Here is a 24,497-nt window from a genome sequence, read left to right as displayed (position 1 = left end):
AAGCTGCGTGCCCGTGTGTCTGATGTACCGGGCCCGATTCACCGAACCGCTGAATCACAGCGGGCCGGGGGAGACCCCCAGCAGTCAGCCACAAGGAGACCAAACCGTGAAGAGCGCCGTGGAGACCCTGAACCCGACTCGGGTTCGGCTCACTGTTGAGGTGCCCTTCGAGGAGCTCAAGGACAGCCTCGACGCGGCGTACAAGAAGATCAACCAGCAGGTCACGGTGAAGGGCTTCCGCAAGGGCAAGATCCCGGCCCGCGTCATCGACCAGCGCTTCGGCCGCGGTGCGGTGCTGGAGGAGGCCGTCAACGACGCCCTCCCGAAGTTCTACACCGAGGCCGTCAACGAGGCGGACCTGAACCCGCTGGGCCAGCCCGAGGTGGACATCACGGAGCTGAAGGACGGCGAACTGCTGGCCTTCACCGCCGAGGTCGACGTCCGTCCCGAGATCGAGATCCCGGACTACTCCGGCATCGAGGTCGAGGTCGACGCCGTAGAGGTCTCCGACGAGGACGTCGAGAAGTCGGTCGAGCAGCTGCGCGGCCGTTTCGGGTCCACCAAGGACGTCGAGCGCGCCGCCGCCGACGGTGACGTCGTCACCATCGACCTGGAGGCCAAGGTCGACGGCGAGGTGCTGCCCGACGGCGTCGCCTCCGACGTCTCGTACACCATCGGCTCGGGCGAGCTCCTCGAGGGCATCGACGAGGCCGTCACGGGCCTGGAGGCCGGTGGCGAGGCCACCTTCACCTCCCAGCTGAAGGGCGGCTCCGCCGAGGGCAAGGACGCCGAGGTCACCGTCAAGGTCACCAAGGTCTCCGCCAAGGAGCTCCCGGAGCTGGACGACGAGTTCGCGCAGATGGCGAGCGAGTTCGACACCCTCGAGGACCTCAAGGCGGACAGCCGCAAGCGCCTCGAGAACATGAAGCAGTACGACCAGGCCACGCAGGCCCAGGAGCGCGTCCTGGAGAAGCTGCTGGAGCTCGTCGAGGTCCCGATCCCCGAGAAGCTCCTCGCGGACGAGGTCCAGACCCGCAAGCACAACCTGGAGCACCACCAGCTCGGCCAGATGGGTCTGACCATCGAGAAGTACCTGGAGTTCCAGGGCAAGACGGTCGAGGAGTTCGACGCCGAGACCTCCGAGCAGGCGATCAAGGGCATCAAGACCCAGTTCGTCCTCGACGCGCTGGTCAACAAGGAGAAGCTGGGCGTCAACCAGGAGGAGCTCACCGAGCACCTCATGCGCCGTGCCCAGTCCTCCGGCATGTCCCCCGACCAGTTCGCCCAGGCGGTCGTCGAGGGTGGCCAGGTTCCGATGCTCGTCGGCGAGGTCGCCCGCGGCAAGGCCCTCGCGGTCGTCGTCGAGGCCGCCAAGGTCGTCGACACCAACGGTGACGTCGTGGACCTGTCCGACGACGAGGACGAGGTCGAGCAGGCCGCCGAGACCGTCGAGGCCGCCGTCGACGGTGACGACGAGGTCAAGGCCGACGAGGCCAAGTAACACCCCGGGCGAAGCCCGCTGAGCAGTGCCCCGAAGGGCCCGGACGCAGCCGCGTCCGGGCCCTTCGGCATGGTGCCCGAAAGGCCCCCGGAGCTTGCGCTCCGAGCGAACAGTTCGGGAAGCGGGATGGCGTTGTCCTACCTGCGCGTTAGGGTCCATGAGTACGGGGGCACGTGAGTACCCGGACGCCGGCGGACTGTTCCGCACCGGCCGGACCGAGCCCCAGAACGAGACGCTGAGACGGCACATGGCCGTCGGAGACGAGCAGGTGGATACGTGACGAATCTGAAGCCTTACGCCGCGGGTGAGCCGTCCATCGGTGGCGGCCTCGGCGACCATGTCTACAACCGGCTGCTCGGCGAGCGCATCATCTTCCTCGGCCAGCAGGTCGACGACGACATCGCGAACAAGATCACCGCGCAGCTCCTGCTCCTGGCCGCCGAGCCGGAGAAGGACATCTACCTCTACATCAACAGCCCCGGTGGCTCCGTGACGGCCGGCATGGCCGTCTACGACACCATGCAGTACATCCCGAACGACGTCGTCACCATCGGCATGGGCATGGCGGCCTCGATGGGCCAGTTCCTGCTCACCGGTGGCGCCAAGGGCAAGCGCTTCGCCCTGCCGAACACCGACATCCTGATGCACCAGGGCTCCGCCGGCATCGGTGGCACCGCGTCGGACATCAAGATCCAGGCCCAGTACCTGCTGCGCACCAAGCAGCGGATGGCCGAGATCACCGCGTTCCACTCGGGCCAGACCGTCGAGGCGATCATCCGCGACGGCGACCGCGACCGTTGGTTCACCTCCGAGGAGGCCAAGGACTACGGCCTCATCGACGAGATCATCTCGGCAGCGTCCAACGTTCCGGGCGGCGGCGGCACCGGGGCCTGATCCCGGTACCCACCGTCAGTACAGCAGCCGACAGCCCGCAGAACGCCACCAGGATGGTGAACACCCAGATGCAGAACAACTTCTCCGCGAGCGGCCTCTACACCGGCCCGCAGGTGGACAACCGCTACGTCATCCCGCGCTTCGTCGAGCGCACCTCGCAGGGCGTGCGCGAGTACGACCCGTACGCGAAGCTCTTCGAGGAGCGCGTGATCTTCCTCGGCGTGCAGATCGACGACGCCTCCGCCAACGACGTCATGGCCCAGCTGCTGTGCCTGGAGTCGATGGACCCGGACCGCGACATCTCGATCTACATCAACAGCCCCGGCGGCTCCTTCACCGCGCTGACGGCGATCTACGACACGATGCAGTTCGTGAAGCCGGACATCCAGACGGTCTGCATGGGCCAGGCGGCTTCCGCCGCCGCGGTCCTGCTCGCCGCCGGCACCCCCGGCAAGCGCATGGCGCTGCCGAACGCCCGCGTGCTGATCCACCAGCCGTCCGGCGGCACCGGCCGTGAGCAGCTCTCGGACCTCGAGATCGCGGCCAACGAGATCCTGCGCATGCGCGACCAGCTGGAGACCATGCTGGCCAAGCACTCGACGACGCCGATCGAGAAGATCCGCGACGACATCGAGCGCGACAAGATCCTCACGGCCGAGGACGCGCTCGCGTACGGCCTGATCGACCAGATCGTCTCGACCCGCAAGAACTCCCACTGATCCTTGCCGTCAGTTGGCGTGGAACCGCCGCCGGATTCGGCGATGTGAACCACGTCAAGGGGGCCCCGCACGGGGCCCCCGGCAAGGTACCGTCGGATATGAGGCACCAGGAGCGCTGAACCAGGCGTCTCCCAGGCGAAGGGGAAGCACCTCGTGGCACGCATCGGTGACGGCGGCGACCTGCTCAAGTGCTCGTTCTGCGGAAAGAGCCAGAAGCAGGTGAAGAAGCTCATCGCAGGACCCGGTGTGTACATCTGCGACGAGTGCATCGACCTCTGCAACGAGATCATCGAAGAAGAGCTCGCGGAGACCTCCGAGGTCCGGTGGGAGGAACTCCCCAAGCCCCGTGAGATCTACGAGTTCCTGGAGAGCTATGTCGTCGGCCAGGAGCCGGCGAAGAAGGCCCTCTCGGTAGCGGTCTACAACCACTACAAGCGGGTCCAGGCCGGCGAGAACGGCGGCGCGCAGGGCCGGGACGACGCGATCGAGCTCGCGAAGTCCAACATCCTGCTGCTGGGCCCCACGGGCTCCGGCAAGACGCTGCTCGCACAGACCCTCGCCCGCATGCTGAACGTCCCGTTCGCCATCGCCGACGCGACGGCGCTGACGGAGGCCGGGTACGTCGGCGAGGACGTCGAGAACATCCTGCTGAAGCTGATCCAGGCCGCCGACTACGACGTCAAGAAGGCCGAGACCGGGATCATCTACATCGACGAGATCGACAAGGTGGCCCGCAAGAGCGAGAACCCGTCGATCACGCGCGACGTGTCGGGTGAAGGCGTCCAGCAGGCCCTCCTGAAGATCCTGGAAGGCACGACCGCCTCCGTCCCGCCGCAGGGCGGCCGGAAGCACCCGCACCAGGAGTTCATCCAGATCGACACGACGAACGTGCTCTTCATCGTGGGCGGCGCCTTCGCCGGCCTGGAGAAGATCATCGAGTCGCGTGCGGGCGCCAAGGGCATCGGCTTCGGGGCGACGATCCGCTCGAAGCGCGAGATCGAGGCCAGCGACCAGTTCCAGGAGGTCATGCCGGAGGACCTGGTGAAGTTCGGGATGATCCCCGAGTTCATCGGCCGCCTCCCCGTGCTGACCTCCGTCCACAACCTGGACCGCGAGGCCCTGCTCCAGATCCTGATCGAGCCGCGCAACGCCCTGGTGAAGCAGTACCAGCGGCTGTTCGAACTCGACGGTGTCGAGCTGGACTTCGAGCGCGAGGCCCTCGAGGCCATCGCCGACCAGGCCATCCTCCGCCAGACGGGCGCGCGCGGCCTGCGCGCCATCATGGAAGAGGTCCTCATGTCGGTGATGTACGAGGTCCCGTCCCGCAAGGACGTCGCCCGCGTGGTCATCACCTCGGACGTGGTCCGCTCCAACGTCAACCCGACGCTGGTCCCGAGGATCGTCCCGAAGGACCAGGGCCCGCACGAGAAGTCCGCGTAACGACGTACGGAACGCAGAAGGGGCGCCCCCGACCGGGGGCGCCCCTTCTGCGTTCAGGACAGACTTGACCGATAATCGGACGCACATTCGTGCGGCCTGGTGTGACGGCCGTTTTCTTGATCAACTTTCCTCCAGACCGTCGTACCTGGAGGGGTGTTGAGTATGAAGATGAAACGTGCCGGGGGAGTCATGGCTGCCGCGCTCGCGGCCATCCTGCTGCCGATTGTGGTCGCGTCACCCGCTTCGGCTGATCAGGGTGATTGCCAGCTGTACCTGTACGACAGGGGCTATAACGTGGGCCCGAAGGTGGAGTCTGCCTGCAAGACCGGTGCCAACACCCGGAACGTGGGACGCTTCATTCAGTGCTACTGGGGCTTGACCGCCATCGGCGTGAAGGAAGCGGACGCGGCCGGGGCGTGCCAGTCGGCGTAAGACTGAACCTGCGGCGGCCGACATGCGTGCACGTCTATGCTCACGTCGGCCGCTACCGCGCTCAGGCCTTGGTGCGGCTGGTGTTGTAGAGCTTCGCCGTCAGCGCGGCCACCTCGTCGAGGGTGCCGCTGCTCCCGCCGAGCGCGGCCGCTGTCGGATCGACGGCGTTGATGCCGACCAGGGTCGAGTGGTCGCCCCAGGCGCAGGAGGGGATCTCGATGTCCTTGGGCCCCTTGCTCGTGCCGGGCTTGGTGCTGATCATCTTGACGTTGGCGCACTTCATCACGGCGCCCTTGAAGCCGGCCGGGGTGAACTCCTTCGGAGTGCCGACCAGTTCGTACTTGAAGCCGATCTTCTCGGTTTCCTTGTTGTTCTGGCCGATCCCGGCGTAGTAGCTGTCGACAGCCTTCGCGGGGTCGGCGATCTCGCCCCAGAGGCCGTTGGCAGCGAACTGCTTGCCCTTTTCGTCCTTGCCGATCTGGTACTTGGCGGTGGCGTTGTGCGCGTTCTTCACGCCGAGCGCCTCGGCCTTGGTCTTCCCCTCACCAGTGACCGGGGCGTCGGCCGCGGGGGCACCGGCGGTGTCCGGCGCCTTCTGGTAGCTGTCGACCGCAGCGGGGTAGGCCAGCTTGTAGCCCTTGGTGTCGGCCGCGACGTCGCCGCCCGCGCCGCCGCCCTGCGTGAAGTACCAGCCGGCGCCCGCGACGAGCGCGACCGCGACGACCACGCCGATGATCACGCCGGCCTTGGACTTCTTCGGCGGCTGGCCGCCGTACGGGGCCTGCTGCGGGTAGCCGTACGCCGGCGTCGGCGGCTGCTGCGGGTAGCCCTGCGGCGGCACGCCCGGCTGCTGCGGGTAGCCGTAACCGGGCTGGGGGGCGGGCTGGCCGTACGGACCAGGCGGCGGGGGCTGCTGCCCGTACGGACCGGGCTGCTGGGGCTGCTGCCCGTACGGTCCCGGCTGCTGAGGCTGCTGCCCGTAGGGCCCTGGCTGGTTGTAGCTCATCCCGCGTCCCCCAATGAGGTTGCTTCTCTGTTTGCTTATCCGTTCCACACATCCTGGCGGAAGCCGTTGTCGCCCGGGGCGGCGGGCCCCCTCATTACCGGTTTCATGACTGGACTGTTACGGCCGTAAACTGTGGCCCGTGACCGAGAACACGCAGACACCCAGCAGCCCCAACTCCGAACTGCCGACCCAGTACGCGCCGGCCGAGGTAGAGGGGAAGCTCTACGAGCGCTGGGTAGAGCGTGGGTACTTCACGGCCGATCCCGCGAGCGAGAAGCCCGCGTACACCATCGTCATCCCGCCGCCGAACGTCACGGGCTCGCTCCACCTGGGCCACGCCTTCCAGCACACGCTCATGGACGCGCTGACCCGCCGCAAGCGGATGCAGGGCTACGAGTCGCTGTGGCTGCCCGGCATGGACCACGCCGGTATCGCCACCCAGAACAAGGTCGAGCAGCAGCTCGCCGAGGAGGGCAAGTCCCGCCACGACCTGGGCCGCGAGGAGTTCGTCGAGCGGGTCTGGCAGTGGAAGGAAGAGTACGGCGGCAAGATCCTCGGCCAGATGCGGCGGCTGGGTGACGGTGTGGACTGGTCGCGCGAGCGGTTCACCATGGACGAGGGGCTGTCCAAGGCCGTCCAGACGATCTTCAAGAAGCTCTACGACGACGGGCTCATCTACCGCGCCGAGCGCATCATCAACTGGTGCCCGCGCTGCCTGACGGCCATCTCCGACATCGAGGTGGAGTACCAGGAGGACGCGGGCGAGCTCGTCTCCATCAAGTACGGCGAGGGCGAGGACACCCTCGTCGTCGCGACGACGCGTGCCGAGACGATGCTCGGTGACACGGCCATCGCCGTCCACCCGGACGACGAGCGCTACAAGCACCTGGTCGGGAAGCTCATCAAGCTGCCGCTCACCGACCGCTCCATCCCGGTCGTCGCGGACACCCACGTCGACCCCGAGTTCGGCACCGGCTGCGTCAAGGTGACCCCGGCGCACGACCCGAACGACTTCGCCATCGGGCAGCGCCACGGCCTGCCCAACCTGACGATCATGGACGAGCGCGGTGTCATCACCGTCCACGGTCCCTTCCTCGGCCTGGACCGCTACGAGGCGCGTTCCGCGGTCGTCGGCGCCCTGCGCGAGCAGGGCCGCATCGTCGCGGAGAAGCGCCCGTACCTGCACTCCGTCGGGCACTGCTCGCGCTGCCGCACCACCGTCGAGCCCCGCCTGTCCCTCCAGTGGTGGGTCAAGGTCGAGACCCTCGCCAAGGCCGCCGGTGACGCGGTCCGCGACGGCCGGGTCTCGATCCACCCCGAGGAGATGTCGAAGCGGTACTTCGACTGGGTCGACAACCTCAACGACTGGTGCATCTCGCGCCAGCTGTGGTGGGGCCACCGCATCCCGGTCTGGTACGGCCCGGACGGCGAGGTCGTCTGCGTCGGACCCGACGACGAGGCGCCCACCGGCGAGGGCTGGGTCCAGGACACCGACGTCCTCGACACCTGGTTCTCGTCCGGCCTGTGGCCGTTCTCCACGCTCGGCTGGCCGGAGAAGACCCCGGACCTGGCGAAGTTCTACTCCACCGACGTCCTGGTCACCGGCCACGACATCATCTTCTTCTGGGTCGCCCGGATGATGATGTTCGGTCTGTACGCCATGGACGGCGAGGCGCCGTTCAAGACGATCGCGCTGACCGGCCTGGTCCGTGACGAGCGCGGCAAGAAGATGTCGAAGTCCTTCGGCAACGTCGTCGACCCGCTGGACTGGATGGACAAGTACGGCTCCGACGCCGTCCGCTTCACCCTGGCCAAGGGCGCCAACCCCGGCACCGACGTCCCGATCGGCGAGGACTGGGTCCAGGCCTCGCGCAACTTCGCCAACAAGATCTGGAACGCCACGCGCTTCGCGCTGATGAACGGCGCCACCATCGAGGGCGAGCTGCCGGCCCCCGAGCAGATGTCGGCGACCGACCGCTGGATCCTGTCCCGGCTGAACAAGACGGTCGAGCAGGTCGACGCCTACTACGAGGACTTCCAGTTCTCGAAGCTCAGCGAGGCGCTCTACCACTTCGCGTGGGACGAGGTCTTCGACTGGTACGTCGAGCTGTCGAAGACGACCTTCTTCGCGGGCGGCGAGGGTGCCAAGGTCTCCGGCCGGGTCCTCGGCGAGGTCCTGGACACGACCCTGCGCCTGCTGCACCCGGTGGTCCCCTTCGTCACCGAGACCCTGTGGACCACGCTCACGGGCGGCGAGTCCCTCGTCGTCGCCGAATGGCCCAAGGACAGCGGCTTCCGTGACGAGGCCGCCGAGGCCGAGATCGAGAACCTCCAGGCCGTGGTCACCGAGGTCCGCCGGTTCCGCGCCGACCAGGGTCTGCAGCCGGGTCAGAAGGTTCCGGCCCGCCTGGACCTCGGGGGGACGGCGCTGGCCGCGCACGAGGCCGCCATCCGCCAGCTGCTGCGCCTGCAGCCCGAGGGCGACTCCTTCAGCGCCACCGCGACCCTGCCGGTCGCCGGCGCCACGGTCGCGCTCGACCTGTCGGGCACGATCGACGTGGCCGCCGAGCGCAAGCGCCTCTCCAAGGACCTCGCGGCCGCGGAGAAGGAGAAGCAGCAGGCCGAGGCGAAGCTCGGGAACGAGGCGTTCATCGCCAAGGCCCCCGACAACGTCGTGGACAAGATCAAGGGCCGGCTCGCCAAGGCCGGGGCGGACATCGCTCGGCTCCAGGCCCAGCTGGACGCGCTGCCCGCCGCCTAGCGGTCCGTAGGCACATGCACAAGGCGAAGGCCCCCGCACCGTCGGTCGATGCGGGGGCCTTCGCCTTGATGCGTTCCCCGTGCGGGGGACGGTCTCACAGGAGGCGGATGCCGAACTCCGCCAGGACCAGCGCGGCCAGCACCGCGTACGCGGCCAGCGGGACCAGCCAGTGCGGCAGCGCCCGCAGCCGGGAGCCGGGCGCCGCCAGGTGACGTGTGACGTACCAGAACAGCGGGATCATCACCGCCCAGACGGCCATGCACCACGGGCACAGCGCGCCGATCACGTACAGGCACTGGCCGATCAGCCACACCGTGAGGGCGGAGCCCGCGGCGAGGCCGGCCCACAGGACGAGCCAGAGCCCGCGCGGGAACACCGCCCCGGCCACCAGGGCCAGGCCCAGCGCGGCGAGGGCCGCGAAGCCGGCGAGGCCGAGCAGGCTGTTCGGGAAGCCCAGCAGATTGCCCTGCCAGGTGGTCATCACGTCGCCGCAGCTGAGGACGGCGCTGACATTGCATCCCGGGGTGAAGAGGGGGTCCTCCAGGGTGCGGATGCGGTCGTACGCGAGGACTCCGGAGGCCAGCGCGCCGATCAGGCCGCCGATCAGAAGGAGCAGGGCGGTGCCGGTGCCGCTGTCAGTGCCCCGGCGGGTGGCCGTTGCGGCGGCAGCCGCGGCGGTCGTTCCGGTGGTCGTTCCGGTCGTCATTCTTCCGAGCCTACGAGGGTCCGGCAGACCCGCGGCAGGGCGCAAGGTCGCGGGATGCCGGGACCTCCGGCCTGTCCGAAGTGCCCCACATCACTCGGTTTTCGGTCCCAGCTGCTCCGATCCGATCCGCTGACCACGGATGATGGAGGGCATGCTCGTCAAGCCCGTCGTCTCGGCGTACCACCGGTGGGTGGCCTCCGGCCGCCGGCTCACCGGGACCTGGGCCGGATCACCGCGCGCGCTGGACGTGCTGACGGCGCTGAGCTGCCTCGGCCTGATGGCCCTCGACCTGCCGGGACTCGCCGCCGCCGACAACTCGCTGAGCGGGGCCGCCGCCGCGGTCGTGCTCGCCGTGGGCTGCGCGAGCCTGCTGGTGCGCCGCCGGACGCCCTGGATCTCGTACGTGGCCGCGCTGCTGTTCATCGGGTGGCTGCACGAGCTGACCCTGATCCAGTTCGCGCTGTACTCGGTGGGCCGCTACCGGGGGCGGCGGGCCGCGGTCCTGGCCACGATCGGGTACGTCGCCTTCGCGCTGCTCCTGTTCTCCTGCGTGCCGGGCTGGGCGGCGGACAAGGCCGGGACGCTCAGCGGGTTCCTCGGCCTGTTCGTGCCCATCGGGGTGCTCGCCTCGGCGGTGGGCATCGCCGCCTACCGGCACGACCTGGTGGGGGAGCTCACCGCCCGGCGGGCCGAGTCCGCCGTGCTGCAGGCCGTCCAGCAGGAGCGCACCTCCGTCGCCCGCGACGTCCACGACTTCGTCGGACGGGAACTGACCCTGCTGACGGTGCGTTCCGAAGTGCTGTCCGTGCGGGCGCGCGAGACGACGCACGCGAAGGACTTCGAGGAGCTGGCCGACACCGCGCGCCGGGCCCATCTGGTGCTCAACGAGATCATCGTGCAGCGCGGGGAGCGGGCCTCGACTCCAGGCGTGGACGGGCTGCCCGCGCTGGCCGAGGAGAGCGGGCGGGCGGGGTCGCCGGTGCGCCTCGCCATGGACCGGGAGGCGCACGGGCTGTCGCCGCTGCGCCAGGCGGCGGTCTACCGGGTGGTGCAGGAGTGCCTGACCAATGCCGCCAAGCATGCGCACGGGGAGACCATCGACGTGTCGATCGCGGCGGACGGCCCGCGGCTGCGGATCGCCGTCAGCAACGCGCTGCCGGCCCGGACCCCGGGCCGGGCCCCCGTCTCGGCGGGCTCCGGCACGGCGAGCATGTCCGAGCGCGTGCGCAGCCTGGGCGGGACCCTGACGGCGAGGCGCACGGAGGACGCGTACGAGGTCGTGGCCACGCTGCCGCGCGGCTGAACGGCGCCCCGGCTAGGCCTTCGCCGGGACCAGCAGGCCGCCCAGGGCGTCCAGGTCCTCCACGCACCGCCCGGAGCCCAGCGCCGCGCAGTGCAGCGGGTTGTCCGCCACGAAGACCGGGATGCCCGTCGCCGAGGCCATCCGCAGGTCCAGGCCGGGGAGCAGGGCGCCGCCGCCGGTGAGGACGATGCCGTGCTCCATCACGTCGCCGGACAGTTCGGGCGGGCAGTCCTCCAGGGTGGTGCGGACGGCGGCGATGATCGCCTCGACCGGCTCGTCGAGGGCCGCCCGCACGTCCGCGGCGCCCAGCTCCAGCGTCTTGGGCATGCCGCCGACCTTCTCGCGACCGCGCACGGTGAAGGTGCGCGTCTCCAGTTCCGGCCGGTCCGGCACCGGCCATGCCGAGCCGATGCCGAGCTTGACGTCCTCGGCGGTGCGCTCCCCGATGAGGAGCGCGCGCTGCTTGCGGACGTGGTCGGTGATCGCGGCGTCGAGCCGGTCTCCGCCGGTGCGCAGGGACCGGGAGGTGACGATGCCGCCCAGAGAGATGACGGCGACCTCGGAGGTGCCGCCGCCGATGTCCACGACCATGGAGCCGCGGGGTTCGGCCACGGGCAGTCCGGCGCCGATCGCGGCGGCCATCGGCTCCTCGATCAGGTGCACGGCCTTGGCTCCGGCCCGGGTGGAGGCGTGGACGATGGCGCGCCGCTCGACGGGTGTGACCCCGGAGGGCACGCAGATCACCATCCGGGTGCGCGGCCGGCGGCCGGGGACGGCCTTGCGCACGAAGTGCCGGATCATCTCCTCGGCGGCCTCGTAGTCGCAGATCACGCCGTCCTTGAGGGGGCGGATCGCGGTGATGGAGCCGGGGGTGCGGCCGATGGTCTCCTTGGCGTCCGATCCGACGGCCAGGGCGGTGGTGGTGCCCGCTTTGACGGCGACCACGGACGGCTCGTCGAGGACGATTCCGTGCCCCCGCGCGTAGACGAGGGTGTTGGCCGTCCCCAGGTCCATCCCTATGTCGCGGCTGGTAGCCGTCTTGTTCGTGCTGGCCTGCGGCATTTGTTCCCCTATCTGCTGCTCGCAAGGCTTGCATAACGATCCGGTCGCTCTTGCCGCCGAACGTCCCTAAACGGCCGGGCCGAAAGTCATGCGGGTCCCCGTCCGTAGACTGGCCCTGTGAGTGAGCAGCAGCCCGAGAGCCACGACCGCGACGACAACGACGACCTCGCCGGCACCTTCGACGAGTTCGACCAGATCGTGGCGGAAGAGTCCGACCGCGACCCCGACCTGGCGGTGATCGAGGCCGGCAGCCGCACCCTGCGCGCCCAGGCCGGACCGCCCCAGGGCGACCCGGTACCCGCCCCGCCCGTCGACCCGGAGGTCGCGAAGGCACTGCTGGAGGTGGAGCAGGAGCTTTCCACCCGCTGGGGCGAGACCAAGCTGGAGCCGTCGGTGTCGCGGATCGCGGCGCTGATGGACGTGCTGGGCGAGCCGCAGCGCGCGTACCCCTCCATCCACGTCACCGGCACCAACGGCAAGACGAGCACCGCCCGCATGATCGAGTGCCTGCTGAACGCCTTCGAGCTGCGCACCGGGCGCTACACCAGCCCGCACGTGCAGTCGATCACCGAGCGGATCAGCCTCGACGGGGCGCCCATCAGCGCCGAGCGGTTCGTCGAGACGTACCAGGACGTCAAGCCGTACATGGAGATGGTCGACGCCGCCGAGGAGTTCCGGCTGTCGTTCTTCGAGGTGCTCACCGGAATGGCCTACGCGGCCTTCGCGGACGCGCCCGTGGACGTGGCCGTGGTCGAGGTGGGCATGGGCGGCAGCTGGGACGCCACCAACGTCATCGACGCCTCGGTCGCGGTGGTCACCCCGATCAGCCTGGACCACACCGACCGGCTCGGCTCCACGCCCGGCGAGATCGCCGTGGAGAAGGGTGGCGTCATCAAGCAGGACGCGACCGTGATCCTGGCGCAGCAGCCGGTGGACGCGGCGCAGGTGCTGTTGAAGAAGGCCGTGGAGGCCGACGCCACGGTGGCCCGCGAGGGCATGGAGTTCGGCGTCGTCTCGCGCGAGGTCGCGGTCGGCGGCCAGCAGCTGACGCTGCGCGGTGTGGGCGGGGAGTACGACGGCATCTTCCTGCCGCTGTACGGCGCCCACATGGCGCACAACGCGGCGGTGGCGCTGGCGGCGGTCGAGGCCTTCTTCGGGATCGGCCAGGAGCACGCGCGGGTGCTGGACCTGGAGACGGTGCAGCGGGCCTTCGCCTCGGTGACCTCGCCGGGCCGCATGGAGGTCGTGCGGCGCAGCCCGACGGTGGTCCTGGACGCGGCGCACAACCCGGCGGGTGCCGCGGCCACGGCGGAGGCGGTGACCGAGTCGTTCGGCTTCAGCCGGCTGATCGGGGTCGTGGCCGCGAGCGAGGGCAAGGACGTCCGCGGGGTACTGGAGGCCTTCGAGCCGATCTTCGCGGAAGTGGTGGTCACGGAGAACTCCAGCCACCGGTCGATGGGCGCGGACGAGCTGGCGGCCGTCGCGGTCGAGGTCTTCGGCGTGGACCGGGTGCAGGTGGAGCCGCGGCTGGACGACGCCCTGGAGGCGGCGATCACCCTGGCGGAGGAAGAGGCCGAGTACGGAGGGGGCGGGGTCCTGGTGACCGGTTCCGTGATCACGGTGGGCGAGGCCCGCCTGCTGCTGAAGAGGGGCTGAGGGATGCGCACGCTGTGTGCGAGCACGCTGATCGGCGAGTTCTTCGTGATCGGCTTCGCGGGGCTGGTGGCGATGAAGGACCCCGATCTGACCCAGGCCATGGTCTGGACGGTGTGCGGGGTCACGATGCTGCTGTCGGTGCTGCTGTGCGGGATGCTGTCGCGTCCCGGGGCGGTCCAGCTGGGCTGGGCCCTGCAGATCGGCCTGATCGTGAGCGGGTTCGTCGTCCCCACGATGTTCTTCCTCGGCGCGGTCTTCGCCGGCCTGTGGTGGTGCTCGGTCCACTACGGCCGGAAGATCGACACGATCAAGGAGCGCTGGGCGGCCGCGCAGGAGGCATCCGGGGCGTCCGCGGCGCCCGCGGCGCCCGACACCGCGTGACGGGCTCGCTCCGGGCCCGGCCGGCGACCGGCCGGCCGGCCCCTGATGGCCCTGTAGATTCGTCCCACCGCACCCGTTTGCCGCAAGGAGCCGAAACATGACCCAGCGCACCCTCGTCCTGCTCAAGCCCGACGCCGTCCGTCGTGGTCTGGTCGGCGAGATCATCGGCCGCATCGAGCGGAAGGCCGGCTGGACCATTCCCGCACTGGAGCTGCGCACGCTGGACCAGGAGACCCTGGAGACGCACTACGGCGAGCACAAGGGCAAGCCGTTCTACGAGCCCCTCATGGGCTTCATGGCGAGCGGTCCCGTGGTCGCCCTGGTCGTCGAAGGGGAACGCGTCATCGAGGGTGTCCGCCAGCTGGCCGGACCCACTGACCCGATCGCCGCGGCGCCCGGCTCCATCCGGGGCGACTTCGGCACCGTCACCAGGGAGAACCTCATCCACGCCTCGGACTCGGAGGAGTCCGCGGAGCGCGAGCTGAAGCTGTTCTTCCCCGCTCTCTAGACTCATTCGGATCACTCTTTCCTGACGAGACATCAGCCGAATAGCGCTCATGACCTGGGGCGACCGAAGTAATTTCGGTCGCCCTGCGGTATTTCCCGGCACGAGCGGGAACGCCTGGGCAGGACACGTCGTCACCATTCAGGGGGCGGGTATCCATTCCGGCGGGATTGCCGGAGTCCCGTCGCGCGGTGTCCGTACCTCCGGCACTACGATGGGGCCTCCACCCACACACCCACCTCGCCGACCTGACAGCAGCCGCTATCAACTGGAAGGCCAGACGCTCCTCATGGGGAACAAGGGGAACAACATGTCGTTCATCGGCCGTGACATGGCGATCGACCTCGGGACCGCCAACACGCTGGTGTACGTGAGGGGCCGGGGGATCGTCCTGAACGAGCCGTCCGTGGTCGCCATCAACACGAACACCGGCGGCATTCTGGCGGTCGGCTCGGAGGCGAAGAAGATGATCGGGCGCACGCCCGGCAACATCGTCGCCGTACGACCCCTCAAGGACGGCGTCATCGCCGACTTCGAGATCACCGAGCGTATGCTCCGGTACTTCATCCTCAAGATCCACAAGCGACGGTACCTGGCACGTCCGCGCGTCGTGGTCTGTGTCCCCTCCGGCATCACCGGAGTGGAGCGACGCGCCGTCATCGAGGCGTCCACGCAGGCCGGCGCCCGCCAGGTGCACATCATCGAGGAGCCCATGGCCGCCGCCATCGGCTCGGGCCTGCCCGTCCACGAGGCCACCGGCAACATGGTCGTGGACATCGGCGGCGGCACCACCGAGGTCGCCGTCATCTCCCTCGGCGGAATCGTCACGGCACAGTCCATCCGGGTGGCCGGCGACGAGCTCGACAACGCGATCATCCAGCACATCAAGAAGGAGTACTCGCTCCTCCTCGGTGAGCGCACGGCCGAGCAGATCAAGATCACCATCGGTTCGGCGTACGACCTCGACAAGGACGAGCACACCGAGATCCGAGGACGCGACCTGGTCTCCGGACTGCCCAAGACGGTCGTCATCTCGGCCGCCGAGGTGCGCAAGGCCATCGAGGAGCCGGTCAACGCCATCGTCGACGCGGTCAAGACCACGCTCGACAAGTGTCCGCCGGAGCTCTCCGGCGACATCATGGACCGCGGCATCGTCCTGACCGGCGGCGGCGCCCTGCTGCGCGGCCTCGACGAGCGGCTGCGCCGGGAGACCGGCATGCCGATCCACATCGCCGAGGACCCGCTCGACTCCGTGGCGCTCGGCTCCGGCAAGTGCGTCGAGGAGTTCGAGGCGCTCCAGCAGGTCCTGGACGCCCAGCCCCGTCGCTGACAGACACCCCTCCCTGCCGGAGGGGCCATGCGGAACACAAGGATCCGCCGTACGGGTGCTACCGGGCCCGTGCGGCGGATCGTTGATATACAGGCAAAAGAGAATTCCGACGAGGAAGGCACGGCCGCCGCACGTGAGGGACACACGAGAAAGCCGGCTGCTCCTGGTGCTTCTGATCGCCATCGCGTTCGCGTTGATCACGGTGGACATCAGGGCAGGCGAGGAGTCGCCGGTCGACGGTGCCCGGCGGGCCGCGGCAGCGGTCTTCGGGCCGGTCGAGAAGGGTGTGGCGACCGCTGTCGATCCGGTCGCCAACGCCATAGGGGCCGTACGGGACTCGGGCGAGCGGCACAACCGCATCGCCGTGCTGGAGCGCGAGAACGCGGCCCTGAAGGCCAAGCTCGGCAGCGACGAGCAGACCCGCAGCCGCATCCACGAGCTCGACGAGATGCTCAAGCGGGCGGGCGCCGGACAGTACGGCATCAAGGGCGCCGAGGTCATCGCGATAGGAGCGGCCCAGGGCTTCTCCTGGACCGTCACCATCGACGCCGGCAGCAAGGACGGCATCGAACGCGACATGACCGTCCTCAACGGGGACGGGCTCGTGGGCCGGGTCAGCACCGTCGGCCCGGACACCGCCACCGTAGTCCTCGCCAACGACCCCGACTTCACCGTCGGCACCCGGCTGGAGAAGACCGGCGAACTCGGCTTCGCCACCGGCCAGGGCGACCGCGCGATGTCCGTCCAGATGCTCAACGGCAAGGCCAAGATCAACCCCGGCGACCGGCTCGTCACCTTCGGCTCGCGCGGCAACAAGCCCTTCGTGCCCGGCGTGCCGATCGGCGAGGTCATCAAGGTCGACCCCTCGCGCGGCGACCTGACCCGCACCGTCTGGGTCAATCCGGCCGTCGCCTTCTCCCGCTTGGACATCGTCGGCGTCGTCGTGATGCCGCCGCGCGAGGACCCCCGTGACGCCGTGCTGCCGCCCAAGCCCGAGGCCCCCAAGCCCACCCCGACGGTCACCGTCACGGTGACCCCGTCCGGGTCCGCCAGTGTGCCCGGCAAGCCGGCCGACGAGTAGGAGCAGACCGCCCATGCGCTTCAACCGGATCCTGCTCTCGGCCACGCTCGTCGTGGTCGCCCTCGTCGTCCAGGTCACCGTCCTGGGTCGGCTCCAACTGCCCGGCGCGGTACCCGACCTGCTGCTCCTCACCGTCGTCGCCCTCGCACTCGTGTACGGGCACGTCAGCGGAGCCCTGATCGGCTTCGCCGCCGGTCTCCTCGCCGACCTGGCCCCGCCCGCCGACCACGCCGCCGGGCGGTACGCGCTCGTGCTGTGCGTCATCGGCTACCTCTGCGGGCTGGTCCGCCCCGACGGCGGGCGCTTCCGCTCCGCCTGGGGCCCCATGCTCACCGTCGTCGCCGCCGCGACCGGCTCCACCCTGCTCTACGCGGGCGTGGGCGCCCTCGTCGGCGACACCGCCGCCCGCCACGTGGGCCTGACCGGGCTGCTGTTCACCGCGACCCTCTACGACCTGCTGCTCGCGCCGTTCACGGTGCCGTTCATCATGGCCCTGGCCCGGCGCGCCGAGAACGACCCGATGGCCGTCGAGGCCGGCGGCGGCCCCGCCAACAAGGCCGCCGACGTCTCCGCCGGCTGGCTGGCCGGCGGTACGGGCCTGCGCATCGGCAGCCAGCGCGGCGGGCTGCGGCTGAAGACCGCGCGCTCCCGCGCCAACAAGGCCGTCCGCATAAAGGGCGTCAAGGCAGTCAAGGGTGTGAAGAGCGTCAAGAAGCTGTGAGGGAGGAGCAGGCATGACGAACGTTCCGGAGACCGGCCGCACCTCCCGGGTGCAGATCAGGCTCGTCATCATGCAGGTGCTCATCCTCTCGATGCTGGTCACCCTCGGCGGCCGGCTCTGGTTCCTGCAGATCCGCAACGGCGCCGAGTACTACCACGAGGCCAAGAGCAACCACGTCCAGCGGGTGGTCCAGCCCGCCGTGCGCGGTTCGATCCTCGACGCCCGCGGGGTCCCCCTCGCCGACAACGAGACCCGGCTCGTCGTCTCCGCCAGCCGGACCGCGCTGATGAAGATGAAGGACCGGGGCAAGGGCGTCATGACCCGCCTCGCCGACGTCCTGGACATGACCCCCAAGGAGGTCATGGAGAAGGTCCGCCTCTGCGACTCCCAGACCCCTGCGCCCTGCTGGAACGGTTCCCCGTACCAGCCGATTCCGGTCACCCTCGAAGCCACCACGCAGCAGGCGCTCCAGCTGCGCGAGCGCCCCGAGGACTTCCCCGGCATCACCGCGGAGCCCACCGCCGTCCGCCGCTACCCGGCTCCCGGCGGGGCCCGTACCTCGCAGGTGCTCGGCTACCTCTCGCCGGTCACCGACGACGAGATCCAGAAGGCGAAGGACACCGACTCGCCGCACCTGCGGTCCGATCAGGTCGGCCGCTCCGGAATCGAACGCACCTATGACCGGCAGCTGCGCGGCAAGGCGGAGGTCACCTCGTACGAGGTCGACAACCTCGGCCGGGTCATGGGCCAGACCAAGTCCGACCCGGGCGTGGCCGGGTCCACCCTCATCACCAGCATCGACGCCCGGGTCCAGGCCGTGGCCGAATTCGAGCTCCAGCAGGCGATGAAGACCGTCCGTCACGAGACCGACAACATCACCGGCCGCAAGTACGAGGCCGACTCGGGCGCCGTCGTCGTCATGGAGGCCAAGACCGGCCGCGTCGTCGCGATGGCCTCCCAGCCCGACTACGACCCCAACGCCTGGGTCGGCGGCATCTCCGGCAAGGACTACGCCAGGCTCACCAGCAAGAACTCCAACTACCCGCTGCTCAACCGGGCCATCCAGGGCCAGGCCCCCGCGGGCTCCATCTTCAAGGTGGTCTCGGCGAGCGCGGCCGTACGGGCCGGCTACGGCTTCAACGACAAGTACAACTGCAGCGCCTCCTACAACATGGGCGGCCGGAGCTTCGCGAACTTCGAGTCCAAGGGGCACGGCCCCATCACCCTCGGCGACGCGCTCAAGTTCTCCTGCAACACCGTCTTCTACGCCCTCGGCCACAAGGAGTGGAACCGCGACGGCGGCCTCAAGCCCAAGAAGAACGCCCACGACTGGTTCTACCGGACCGCCCGCGAATTCGGACTCGGCTCCGAGACCCACATCGACCTGCCGAACGAGGTCACCGGGCGCATCCCCGACCGCCAGTGGAAGCAGAGCTTCTGGGCGGCCAACAAGGACTCCTGGTGCAAGCAGGGCAAGCGGGGCGGCAGCTACGTCGAGCAGATCGCCTACGAGAGCTGCCTCGAAGGCAATCAGCTGAAGGCCTACGACAGCATCAACTTCGCCATCGGCCAGGGAGACGTCCTCGTCACCCCCATCCAGATGGCCACCGCGTACTCCGCCATCAGCAACGGGGGCACCCTCTACAACCCCACGGTCGGCAAGGCCCTGATCAGTCCTGACGGCAAGCGCATCGAGATGATCAAGCCGCAGTCCCACGGCAGGCTGCCGATCAGCGCCAAGACCGTCGCCGACCTCGACAAGGGCCTGCGCTCGGTCGCCGAGCCGGGCGGCACCGCCGCCTGGCGGTTCATCGGCTGGCCGATGGACAAGATCCCGATGCACGCCAAGACCGGCACCGCCCAGGTGTACGGCAAGCAGACCACGTCCTGGCTGGCGACCTACACCAAGGACTTCACGATCGTCATGACGATCTCCCAGGGCGGCACCGGCTCCGGAGCCTCCGGCCCCGCCGTCCGCAACCTCTACAACGCCATCTACGGTCTCGACATGGCCGGCAAGCAGGACCTGAAGAAGGCCCTGCTGCTGAAGCCCGAGGCGAACCTGCCCAGGATCCGCCCCGACGGTTCCATCGACTCCCCGGAGATCCGGCCGTACGTGCCGCCGTCCCCGGAGGAACCGGAACCGCCCGCCCTCGCCGGGCCGCCCGCCCCGCCCCCCGCACGGCACGACTGAGGACCGAAAGACATGCAGACCGCCAACAAGTTCTCCGTCTCCCGGTACGCGCCCGAGCGCGGGGCGATGGCCAAGCTCACCGCCCGCGACTCCGTGGTGCGCCGGCTCGACTGGCCGATACTCCTCTCCGCGATCGCCCTGTCCTTCATGGGCGCCCTGCTGGTGTGGTCGGCGACCCGCAACAGGACCCAGCTGAACCAGGGGGACCCGTACTACTTCCTGGCCCGGCACGCCCTGAACACCGGCATCGGGCTCGTCCTGATGATCGGCACCGTCTGGCTCGGCCACCGCACCCTGCGCGGTGCGGTGCCGGTCCTCTACGGGCTCTCGCTGGTGCTCATCCTGGCCGTGCTGACCCCGCTCGGCGCCACCATCAACGGCGCCCACGCGTGGATCGTGATCGGCGGCGGATTCTCCCTCCAGCCCTCCGAGTTCGTGAAGATCACGATCATCCTGGTCATGGCGATGCTGCTGGCCACCCGGGTGGACGCGGGCGACCTCACCCATCCGGACCACCGCACGGTGGTCAAGGCGCTCTGCCTGGCCGCCGCCCCGATGGGCATCGTCATGCTGATGCCCGACCTCGGGTCCGTCATGGTCATGATCGTCATCGTGCTCGGCGTGCTGCTGGCCTCCGGTGCCTCCAACCGCTGGGTGCTCGGACTCCTCGGCACCGGCGCGGGCGGCGCCGTCCTGATCTGGCAGCTCGGCGTCCTGGACGAGTACCAGATCAACCGCTTCGCGGCCTTCGCCAACCCGGAGCTGGACCCCGCGGGCGTCGGCTACAACACCAACCAGGCGCGCATCGCGATCGGCTCCGGCGGTCTCACCGGCTCGGGGCTCTTCAAGGGCTCGCAGACGACCGGCCAGTTCGTGCCGGAGCAGCAGACCGACTTCGTCTTCACCGTGGCGGGGGAGGAACTGGGCTTCCTCGGAGCCGGGCTGATCCTGTTCCTGCTCGCCGTCATCCTGTGGCGGGCCTGCATGATCGCCCGGGAGACCACCGAGCTGTACGGGACGATCGTCTGCGCCGGGATCATCGCCTGGTTCGCCTTCCAGTCCTTCGAGAACATCGGGATGACCCTCGGGATCATGCCGGTGGCCGGGCTGCCGCTGCCGTTCGTCTCGTACGGAGGCTCGTCGATGTTCGCGGTGTGGGTGGCGATCGGACTGCTGCAGTCGATCAAGGTGCAACGGCCATTGTCAGCCTGATCCCCTGTTCACCCTGCCGCCGTGTTCCGTTCAGGACTAAGTTCGGTCTATGGCGGACACCAAGCGCGAAGTCGAGCGTAAATTCGAGTTCTCCAAGGCCGAATCTGCCCGGCGCGGGCTGCCGGACCTGACGGGCACGGCCGCGATCGCGGCCGTCTCCGACCAGGGCACCGTCGACCTCGACGCCGTCTACTACGACACCCCCGACCAACGGCTCGCCGCCGACGGTCTCACCCTGCGGCGCAGAACGGGCGGCGCGGACGCGGGCTGGCACCTCAAACTGCCCGTCTCCCCGGGAGTGCGCGACGAGGTCTCGGCCGCGCTCAGCGACACCGTCCCGCCCTCCCTCGCCGCCCTCGTCCGTTCCCGGGTGCGCGGCTCCGGACTCCAGCCGCAGGTCAGGCTGGTCTCCTCGCGCCGCGTCAGCCACCTGCTCGACGCCGACGGAGCCCTGCTCGCGGAACTGAGCACCGACGAGGTCCTGGCCGAGCGGGGCCAGGCCAGCGCCTCCTGGACCGAGGTCGAGGTGGAACTCGCCGACGGGGTGGACCCCGAACTGCTCGACGCCGTGGAGAAGACCTTCCGCAAGGCCGGGCTCCGGGTCTCCGACGCCCCCTCGAAGCTCGCCCGGGCGCTCGTGGAGACCGACGCCGTACCCCCGGCCCGGCCCGAGGGCGGCGGCCCCGAGGGCACGGCGGGCGCGTACGTCCTGGCGTACCTGCGTGAACAGCGCGACGCCCTGATCGCCCAGGACCCGGCCGTGCGGCGGAGCCTGCCGGACTCCGTCCACCAGATGCGGGTCGCCACCCGGCGGCTGCGCAGCGCCTTCAAGACGTACCGCAAGGTGCTCGACCGGGCGGCCACCGACCCGATCGGCGAGGAGCTGCGCTGGCTGGCCGCCGAACTCGGCGTCGACCGCGACCAGGAGGTCCTGCTGGAGCGGATCCAGACCAGCATCGGCGAGCTGCCGCGCACCCTGGTGATCGGCCCGGTCCGCAGCCGGCTGCGGGTGTGGAACACCACCCGGCGCTCCGCGTCGCGCCGCCGGGCCCTGGCCGTCCTCGACAGCGAGCGCTACGTCTCCCTCCTGGACTCCCTCGACGCCCTCCTGGAGGCGCCGCCGCTGCTCAAGGGCGCCGCCCGCCCTGCGGAGAGCCTCCTGCCCAAGGCGGTGCTGCGCGACTACGAGCGCCTCGCGGGCCGGGTGGAAACGGCGCTCTCCCTGGAGGAGGGCCACGAGCGTGACGTGGCCCTGCACGAGGCCCGCAAGGCGGCCAAACGCGCCCGGTACGCGGCGGAGGCGGCGACGCCGGCACTCGGCAAACCGGCGGAACGCATGGCCAAGGCCGTGAAGAAGGTCCAGACCCTGCTGGGCGACCACCAGGACAGCGTGGTGGCCCGCGATGCCCTGCGCGGCCTCGCGGTCCAGGCGGCGGGCGCGGGCGAGTCCGCGTTCACCTGGGGTGTCCTCTACGCCCGCGAGGAAGCCCTGGCCGAGCGGCGCGAACGGGAACTTCCGGGCATCTGGGCGAAGGCCTCGAAGCCCGCGCTGCGGGCGGCGTTGGGATGATCATGTGGGTGGGGGCGGCCGGGGGCCGAGGTACGCTTGAGAGCTGCCCCCTGCCCGCTTCACGAAAGTCGCGTGATGACCGAGTCGGTCTTCCCTCAGCTTGAGGCCCTGCTTCCGCATGTGCAGAAGCCCATCCAGTACGTCGGCGGTGAACTCAACTCCACGGTCAAGGAGTGGGAGAGCTGCGACGTCCGCTGGGCGCTCATGTACCCGGACGCGTACGAAGTCGGGCTGCCCAACCAGGGCGTCATGATCCTCTACGAGGTGCTGAACGAGCGCGAGGGCGTCCTCGCCGAGCGCACCTACAGCGTGTGGCCCGACCTCGAAGAACTGATGCGCGAGCACAAGGTGCCGCAGTTCACCGTGGACAGCCACCGCCCGGTCTCCGCCTTCGACGTGTTCGGCCTGTCCTTCTCCACGGAGCTGGGCTACACCAACATGCTCACGGCGCTGGACCTCGCGGGCATCCCGCTGGAGGCCCGCAACCGTACGGTCGACCACCCGATCGTCCTCGCGGGCGGCCACGCGGCCTTCAACCCCGAGCCGATCGCGGAGTTCATCGACTGCGCGGTCATCGGCGACGGCGAGCAGGCCGTCCTCGACATGACCGAGATCATCCGCACCTGGAAGGCCGAGGGGCGGCCGGGCGGGCGCGAGGAGGTCCTGCTGCGCCTGGCGAAGACCGGCAACGTCTACGTGCCGGGCTTCTACGACGTGGAGTACCTGCCGGACGGCCGCATCGGCCGTGTCGTGCCCAACCGCTCCGGCGTGCCGTGGCGCGTGTCCAAGCACACGGTCATGGACCTCGACGAGTGGCCCTACCCCAAGCAGCCGCTGGTCCCGCTCGCCGAGACCGTCCACGAGCGGATGTCCGTGGAGATCTTCCGCGGCTGCACCCGCGGCTGCCGTTTCTGCCAGGCCGGCATGATCACGCGCCCCGTGCGGGAGCGAAGCATCACCGGCATCGGCGAGATGGTGGAGCGCGGCCTGAAGGCCACGGGCTTCGAAGAGGTGGGTCTCCTCTCCCTCTCCTCGGCCGACCACACGGAGATCGCCGACATCGCCAAGGGCCTCGCGGACCGCTACGCGGACGACAAGGTGGGCCTGTCCCTGCCGTCGACCCGCGTGGACGCGTTCAACGTGGACCTGGCCAACGAGCTGACCCGCAACGGGCGCCGCTCCGGTCTGACCTTCGCCCCCGAGGGCGGCTCCGAGCGCATGCGCAAGGTCATCAACAAGATGGTCTCGGAGGAGGACCTGATCCGTACGGTCTCCACCGCGTACGGCAACGGCTGGCGCCAGGTGAAGCTGTACTTCATGTGCGGCCTGCCCACCGAGACCGACGAGGACGTCCTCCAGATCGGCGACATGGCGGTCAACGTCATCGCCAAGGGCCGCGAGGTCTCCGGTCAGAACGACATCCGCTGCACGGTGTCCATCGGCGGGTTCGTGCCGAAGCCGCACACTCCGTTCCAGTGGGCGCCGCAGCTGTCGGCCGAGGAGACGGACGCCCGCCTGGGCAAGCTCCGCGACAAGATCCGCGGCGACAAGAAGTACGGCCGCTCCATCGGCTTCCGCTACCACGACGGCAAGCCGGGCATCGTCGAGGGCCTCCTCTCGCGCGGCGACCGCCGCATCGGCGACGTCATCCGCGCCGTGTACGAGTCGGGCGGCCGCTTCGACGGCTGGCGCGAGCACTTCTCGTACGACCGCTGGATGGAGGCCGCGGAGAAGACGCTGCCGGCCTACGGAGTGGACGTGGCCTGGTACACGACCCGCGAGCGCACGTACGAGGAGGTCCTGCCCTGGGACCACCTGGACTCCGGTCTCGACAAGGACTGGCTCTGGGAGGACTGGCAGGACGCCCTCGACGAGACCGAGGTCGACGACTGCCGCTGGACCCCGTGCTTCGATTGTGGCGTGTGCCCGCAGATGCAGACCGAGATCCAGATCGGCCCCACCGGCAAGAAGCTGCTGCCGCTGTCGGTCGTGAAGTAACCCTTGGGTCACGAGAGGCCCCCGC

20 protein-coding genes are annotated in these 24,497 nt (G+C 69.5%); 17 read left to right on the top strand and 3 right to left on the bottom strand.

Annotated features, from left to right (window positions below; translation table 11 throughout):
* Positions 1-106 precede the first annotated feature (106 nt).
* The 5 genes from tig (at position 107) to OG332_RS15385 (ending at position 4,986) form a co-directional block, all read left to right on the top strand.
* The gene (tig, locus tag OG332_RS15405) at positions 107-1,501 is read left to right on the top strand and encodes a trigger factor (RefSeq protein ID WP_327414016.1); all 1,395 of its coding nucleotides are present in this window, start codon (positions 107-109) and stop codon (positions 1,499-1,501) included.
* 276 nt (positions 1,502-1,777) lie between these two features.
* Entirely contained in the window at positions 1,778-2,395 is a 618-nt protein-coding gene (locus OG332_RS15400; protein ID WP_030026957.1) for an ATP-dependent Clp protease proteolytic subunit, read from the top strand.
* 53 nt (positions 2,396-2,448) lie between these two features.
* Complete coding sequence (locus tag OG332_RS15395) at positions 2,449-3,114, top strand: ATP-dependent Clp protease proteolytic subunit (protein ID WP_150257432.1); 666 nt, start codon at positions 2,449-2,451, stop codon at positions 3,112-3,114.
* A gap of 153 nt (positions 3,115-3,267) precedes the next feature.
* Complete coding sequence (gene clpX, locus OG332_RS15390) at positions 3,268-4,554, top strand: ATP-dependent Clp protease ATP-binding subunit ClpX (RefSeq protein WP_301371147.1); 1,287 nt, start codon at positions 3,268-3,270, stop codon at positions 4,552-4,554.
* A gap of 162 nt (positions 4,555-4,716) precedes the next feature.
* Positions 4,717-4,986: a hypothetical protein gene (locus tag OG332_RS15385; RefSeq protein ID WP_327414015.1), complete on the top strand. Its 270-nt coding sequence runs from the start codon at positions 4,717-4,719 to the stop codon at positions 4,984-4,986.
* A gap of 61 nt (positions 4,987-5,047) precedes the next feature.
* On the opposite strand, the gene OG332_RS15380 is transcribed toward OG332_RS15385, so the two are convergent.
* The gene (locus tag OG332_RS15380; protein WP_327414014.1) at positions 5,048-5,992 is read right to left on the bottom strand and encodes a hypothetical protein; all 945 of its coding nucleotides are present in this window, start codon (positions 5,990-5,992) and stop codon (positions 5,048-5,050) included.
* 139 nt (positions 5,993-6,131) lie between these two features.
* Between OG332_RS15380 and OG332_RS15375 the strand changes: the two genes are divergently transcribed.
* Entirely contained in the window at positions 6,132-8,753 is a 2,622-nt protein-coding gene (locus tag OG332_RS15375) for a valine--tRNA ligase (RefSeq protein ID WP_327414013.1), read from the top strand.
* A 94-nt stretch (positions 8,754-8,847) separates the two neighbouring features.
* On the opposite strand, the gene OG332_RS15370 is transcribed toward OG332_RS15375, so the two are convergent.
* Entirely contained in the window at positions 8,848-9,459 is a 612-nt protein-coding gene (locus OG332_RS15370; protein WP_327414012.1) for a vitamin K epoxide reductase family protein, read from the bottom strand.
* Between the two features lie 151 nt (positions 9,460-9,610).
* On the opposite strand from OG332_RS15370, the gene OG332_RS15365 reads away from it, so the two are divergent.
* Positions 9,611-10,762: a sensor histidine kinase gene (locus tag OG332_RS15365; protein WP_327414011.1), complete on the top strand. Its 1,152-nt coding sequence runs from the start codon at positions 9,611-9,613 to the stop codon at positions 10,760-10,762.
* Positions 10,763-10,774: 12 nt separating this feature from the next.
* On the opposite strand, the gene OG332_RS15360 is transcribed toward OG332_RS15365, so the two are convergent.
* Positions 10,775-11,824 carry a rod shape-determining protein gene (locus OG332_RS15360; RefSeq protein ID WP_327414010.1) on the bottom strand — a complete coding sequence of 350 codons (1,050 nt, stop codon included), beginning with the start codon at positions 11,822-11,824 and terminating at the stop codon, positions 10,775-10,777.
* Positions 11,825-11,941: 117 nt separating this feature from the next.
* Between OG332_RS15360 and folC the strand changes: the two genes are divergently transcribed.
* The 10 genes from folC to OG332_RS15310 all read left to right on the top strand — a co-directional run bounded on the left by folC (position 11,942) and on the right by OG332_RS15310 (position 24,472).
* Complete coding sequence (folC, locus tag OG332_RS15355; protein WP_442816155.1) at positions 11,942-13,480, top strand: bifunctional tetrahydrofolate synthase/dihydrofolate synthase; 1,539 nt, start codon at positions 11,942-11,944, stop codon at positions 13,478-13,480.
* A gap of 3 nt (positions 13,481-13,483) precedes the next feature.
* A complete protein-coding gene (locus OG332_RS15350) occupies positions 13,484-13,861 on the top strand; it encodes a DUF4233 domain-containing protein (RefSeq protein ID WP_327414009.1) in 378 nt (125 codons plus the stop codon).
* A 97-nt stretch (positions 13,862-13,958) separates the two neighbouring features.
* Complete coding sequence (gene ndk, locus OG332_RS15345) at positions 13,959-14,369, top strand: nucleoside-diphosphate kinase (RefSeq protein ID WP_030710854.1); 411 nt, start codon at positions 13,959-13,961, stop codon at positions 14,367-14,369.
* A gap of 307 nt (positions 14,370-14,676) precedes the next feature.
* Positions 14,677-15,696, top strand: coding sequence for a rod shape-determining protein (locus tag OG332_RS15340; RefSeq protein ID WP_008738981.1), 1,020 nt, complete (start codon positions 14,677-14,679; stop codon positions 15,694-15,696).
* A 133-nt stretch (positions 15,697-15,829) separates the two neighbouring features.
* On the top strand, positions 15,830-16,777 hold the full coding sequence (mreC, locus tag OG332_RS15335) for a rod shape-determining protein MreC (RefSeq protein ID WP_327414008.1): 948 nt from the start codon (positions 15,830-15,832) through the stop codon (positions 16,775-16,777).
* Positions 16,778-16,790: 13 nt separating this feature from the next.
* Positions 16,791-17,498 carry a rod shape-determining protein MreD gene (gene mreD, locus OG332_RS15330; protein ID WP_327414007.1) on the top strand — a complete coding sequence of 236 codons (708 nt, stop codon included), beginning with the start codon at positions 16,791-16,793 and terminating at the stop codon, positions 17,496-17,498.
* 13 nt (positions 17,499-17,511) lie between these two features.
* Positions 17,512-19,692, top strand: a complete 2,181-nt coding sequence (gene mrdA, locus OG332_RS15325) for a penicillin-binding protein 2 (protein ID WP_327414006.1) — start codon at positions 17,512-17,514, stop codon at positions 19,690-19,692.
* Positions 19,693-19,704: 12 nt separating this feature from the next.
* Positions 19,705-20,904, top strand: a complete 1,200-nt coding sequence (gene rodA, locus OG332_RS15320; protein WP_327414005.1) for a rod shape-determining protein RodA — start codon at positions 19,705-19,707, stop codon at positions 20,902-20,904.
* Between the two features lie 49 nt (positions 20,905-20,953).
* Complete coding sequence (locus OG332_RS15315) at positions 20,954-22,474, top strand: CYTH and CHAD domain-containing protein (protein WP_327414004.1); 1,521 nt, start codon at positions 20,954-20,956, stop codon at positions 22,472-22,474.
* A 72-nt stretch (positions 22,475-22,546) separates the two neighbouring features.
* Positions 22,547-24,472: a TIGR03960 family B12-binding radical SAM protein gene (locus OG332_RS15310; protein WP_327414003.1), complete on the top strand. Its 1,926-nt coding sequence runs from the start codon at positions 22,547-22,549 to the stop codon at positions 24,470-24,472.
* Positions 24,473-24,497 lie beyond the last annotated feature (25 nt).

The sequence above is a fragment of the Streptomyces sp. NBC_01233 genome (assembly GCF_035989305.1).
Lineage (GTDB): Bacteria > Actinomycetota > Actinomycetes > Streptomycetales > Streptomycetaceae > Streptomyces.
The sequence above is the reverse complement of the archived record's forward strand: the minus strand, read 5'-3'. Positions and strand labels throughout refer to the sequence as shown.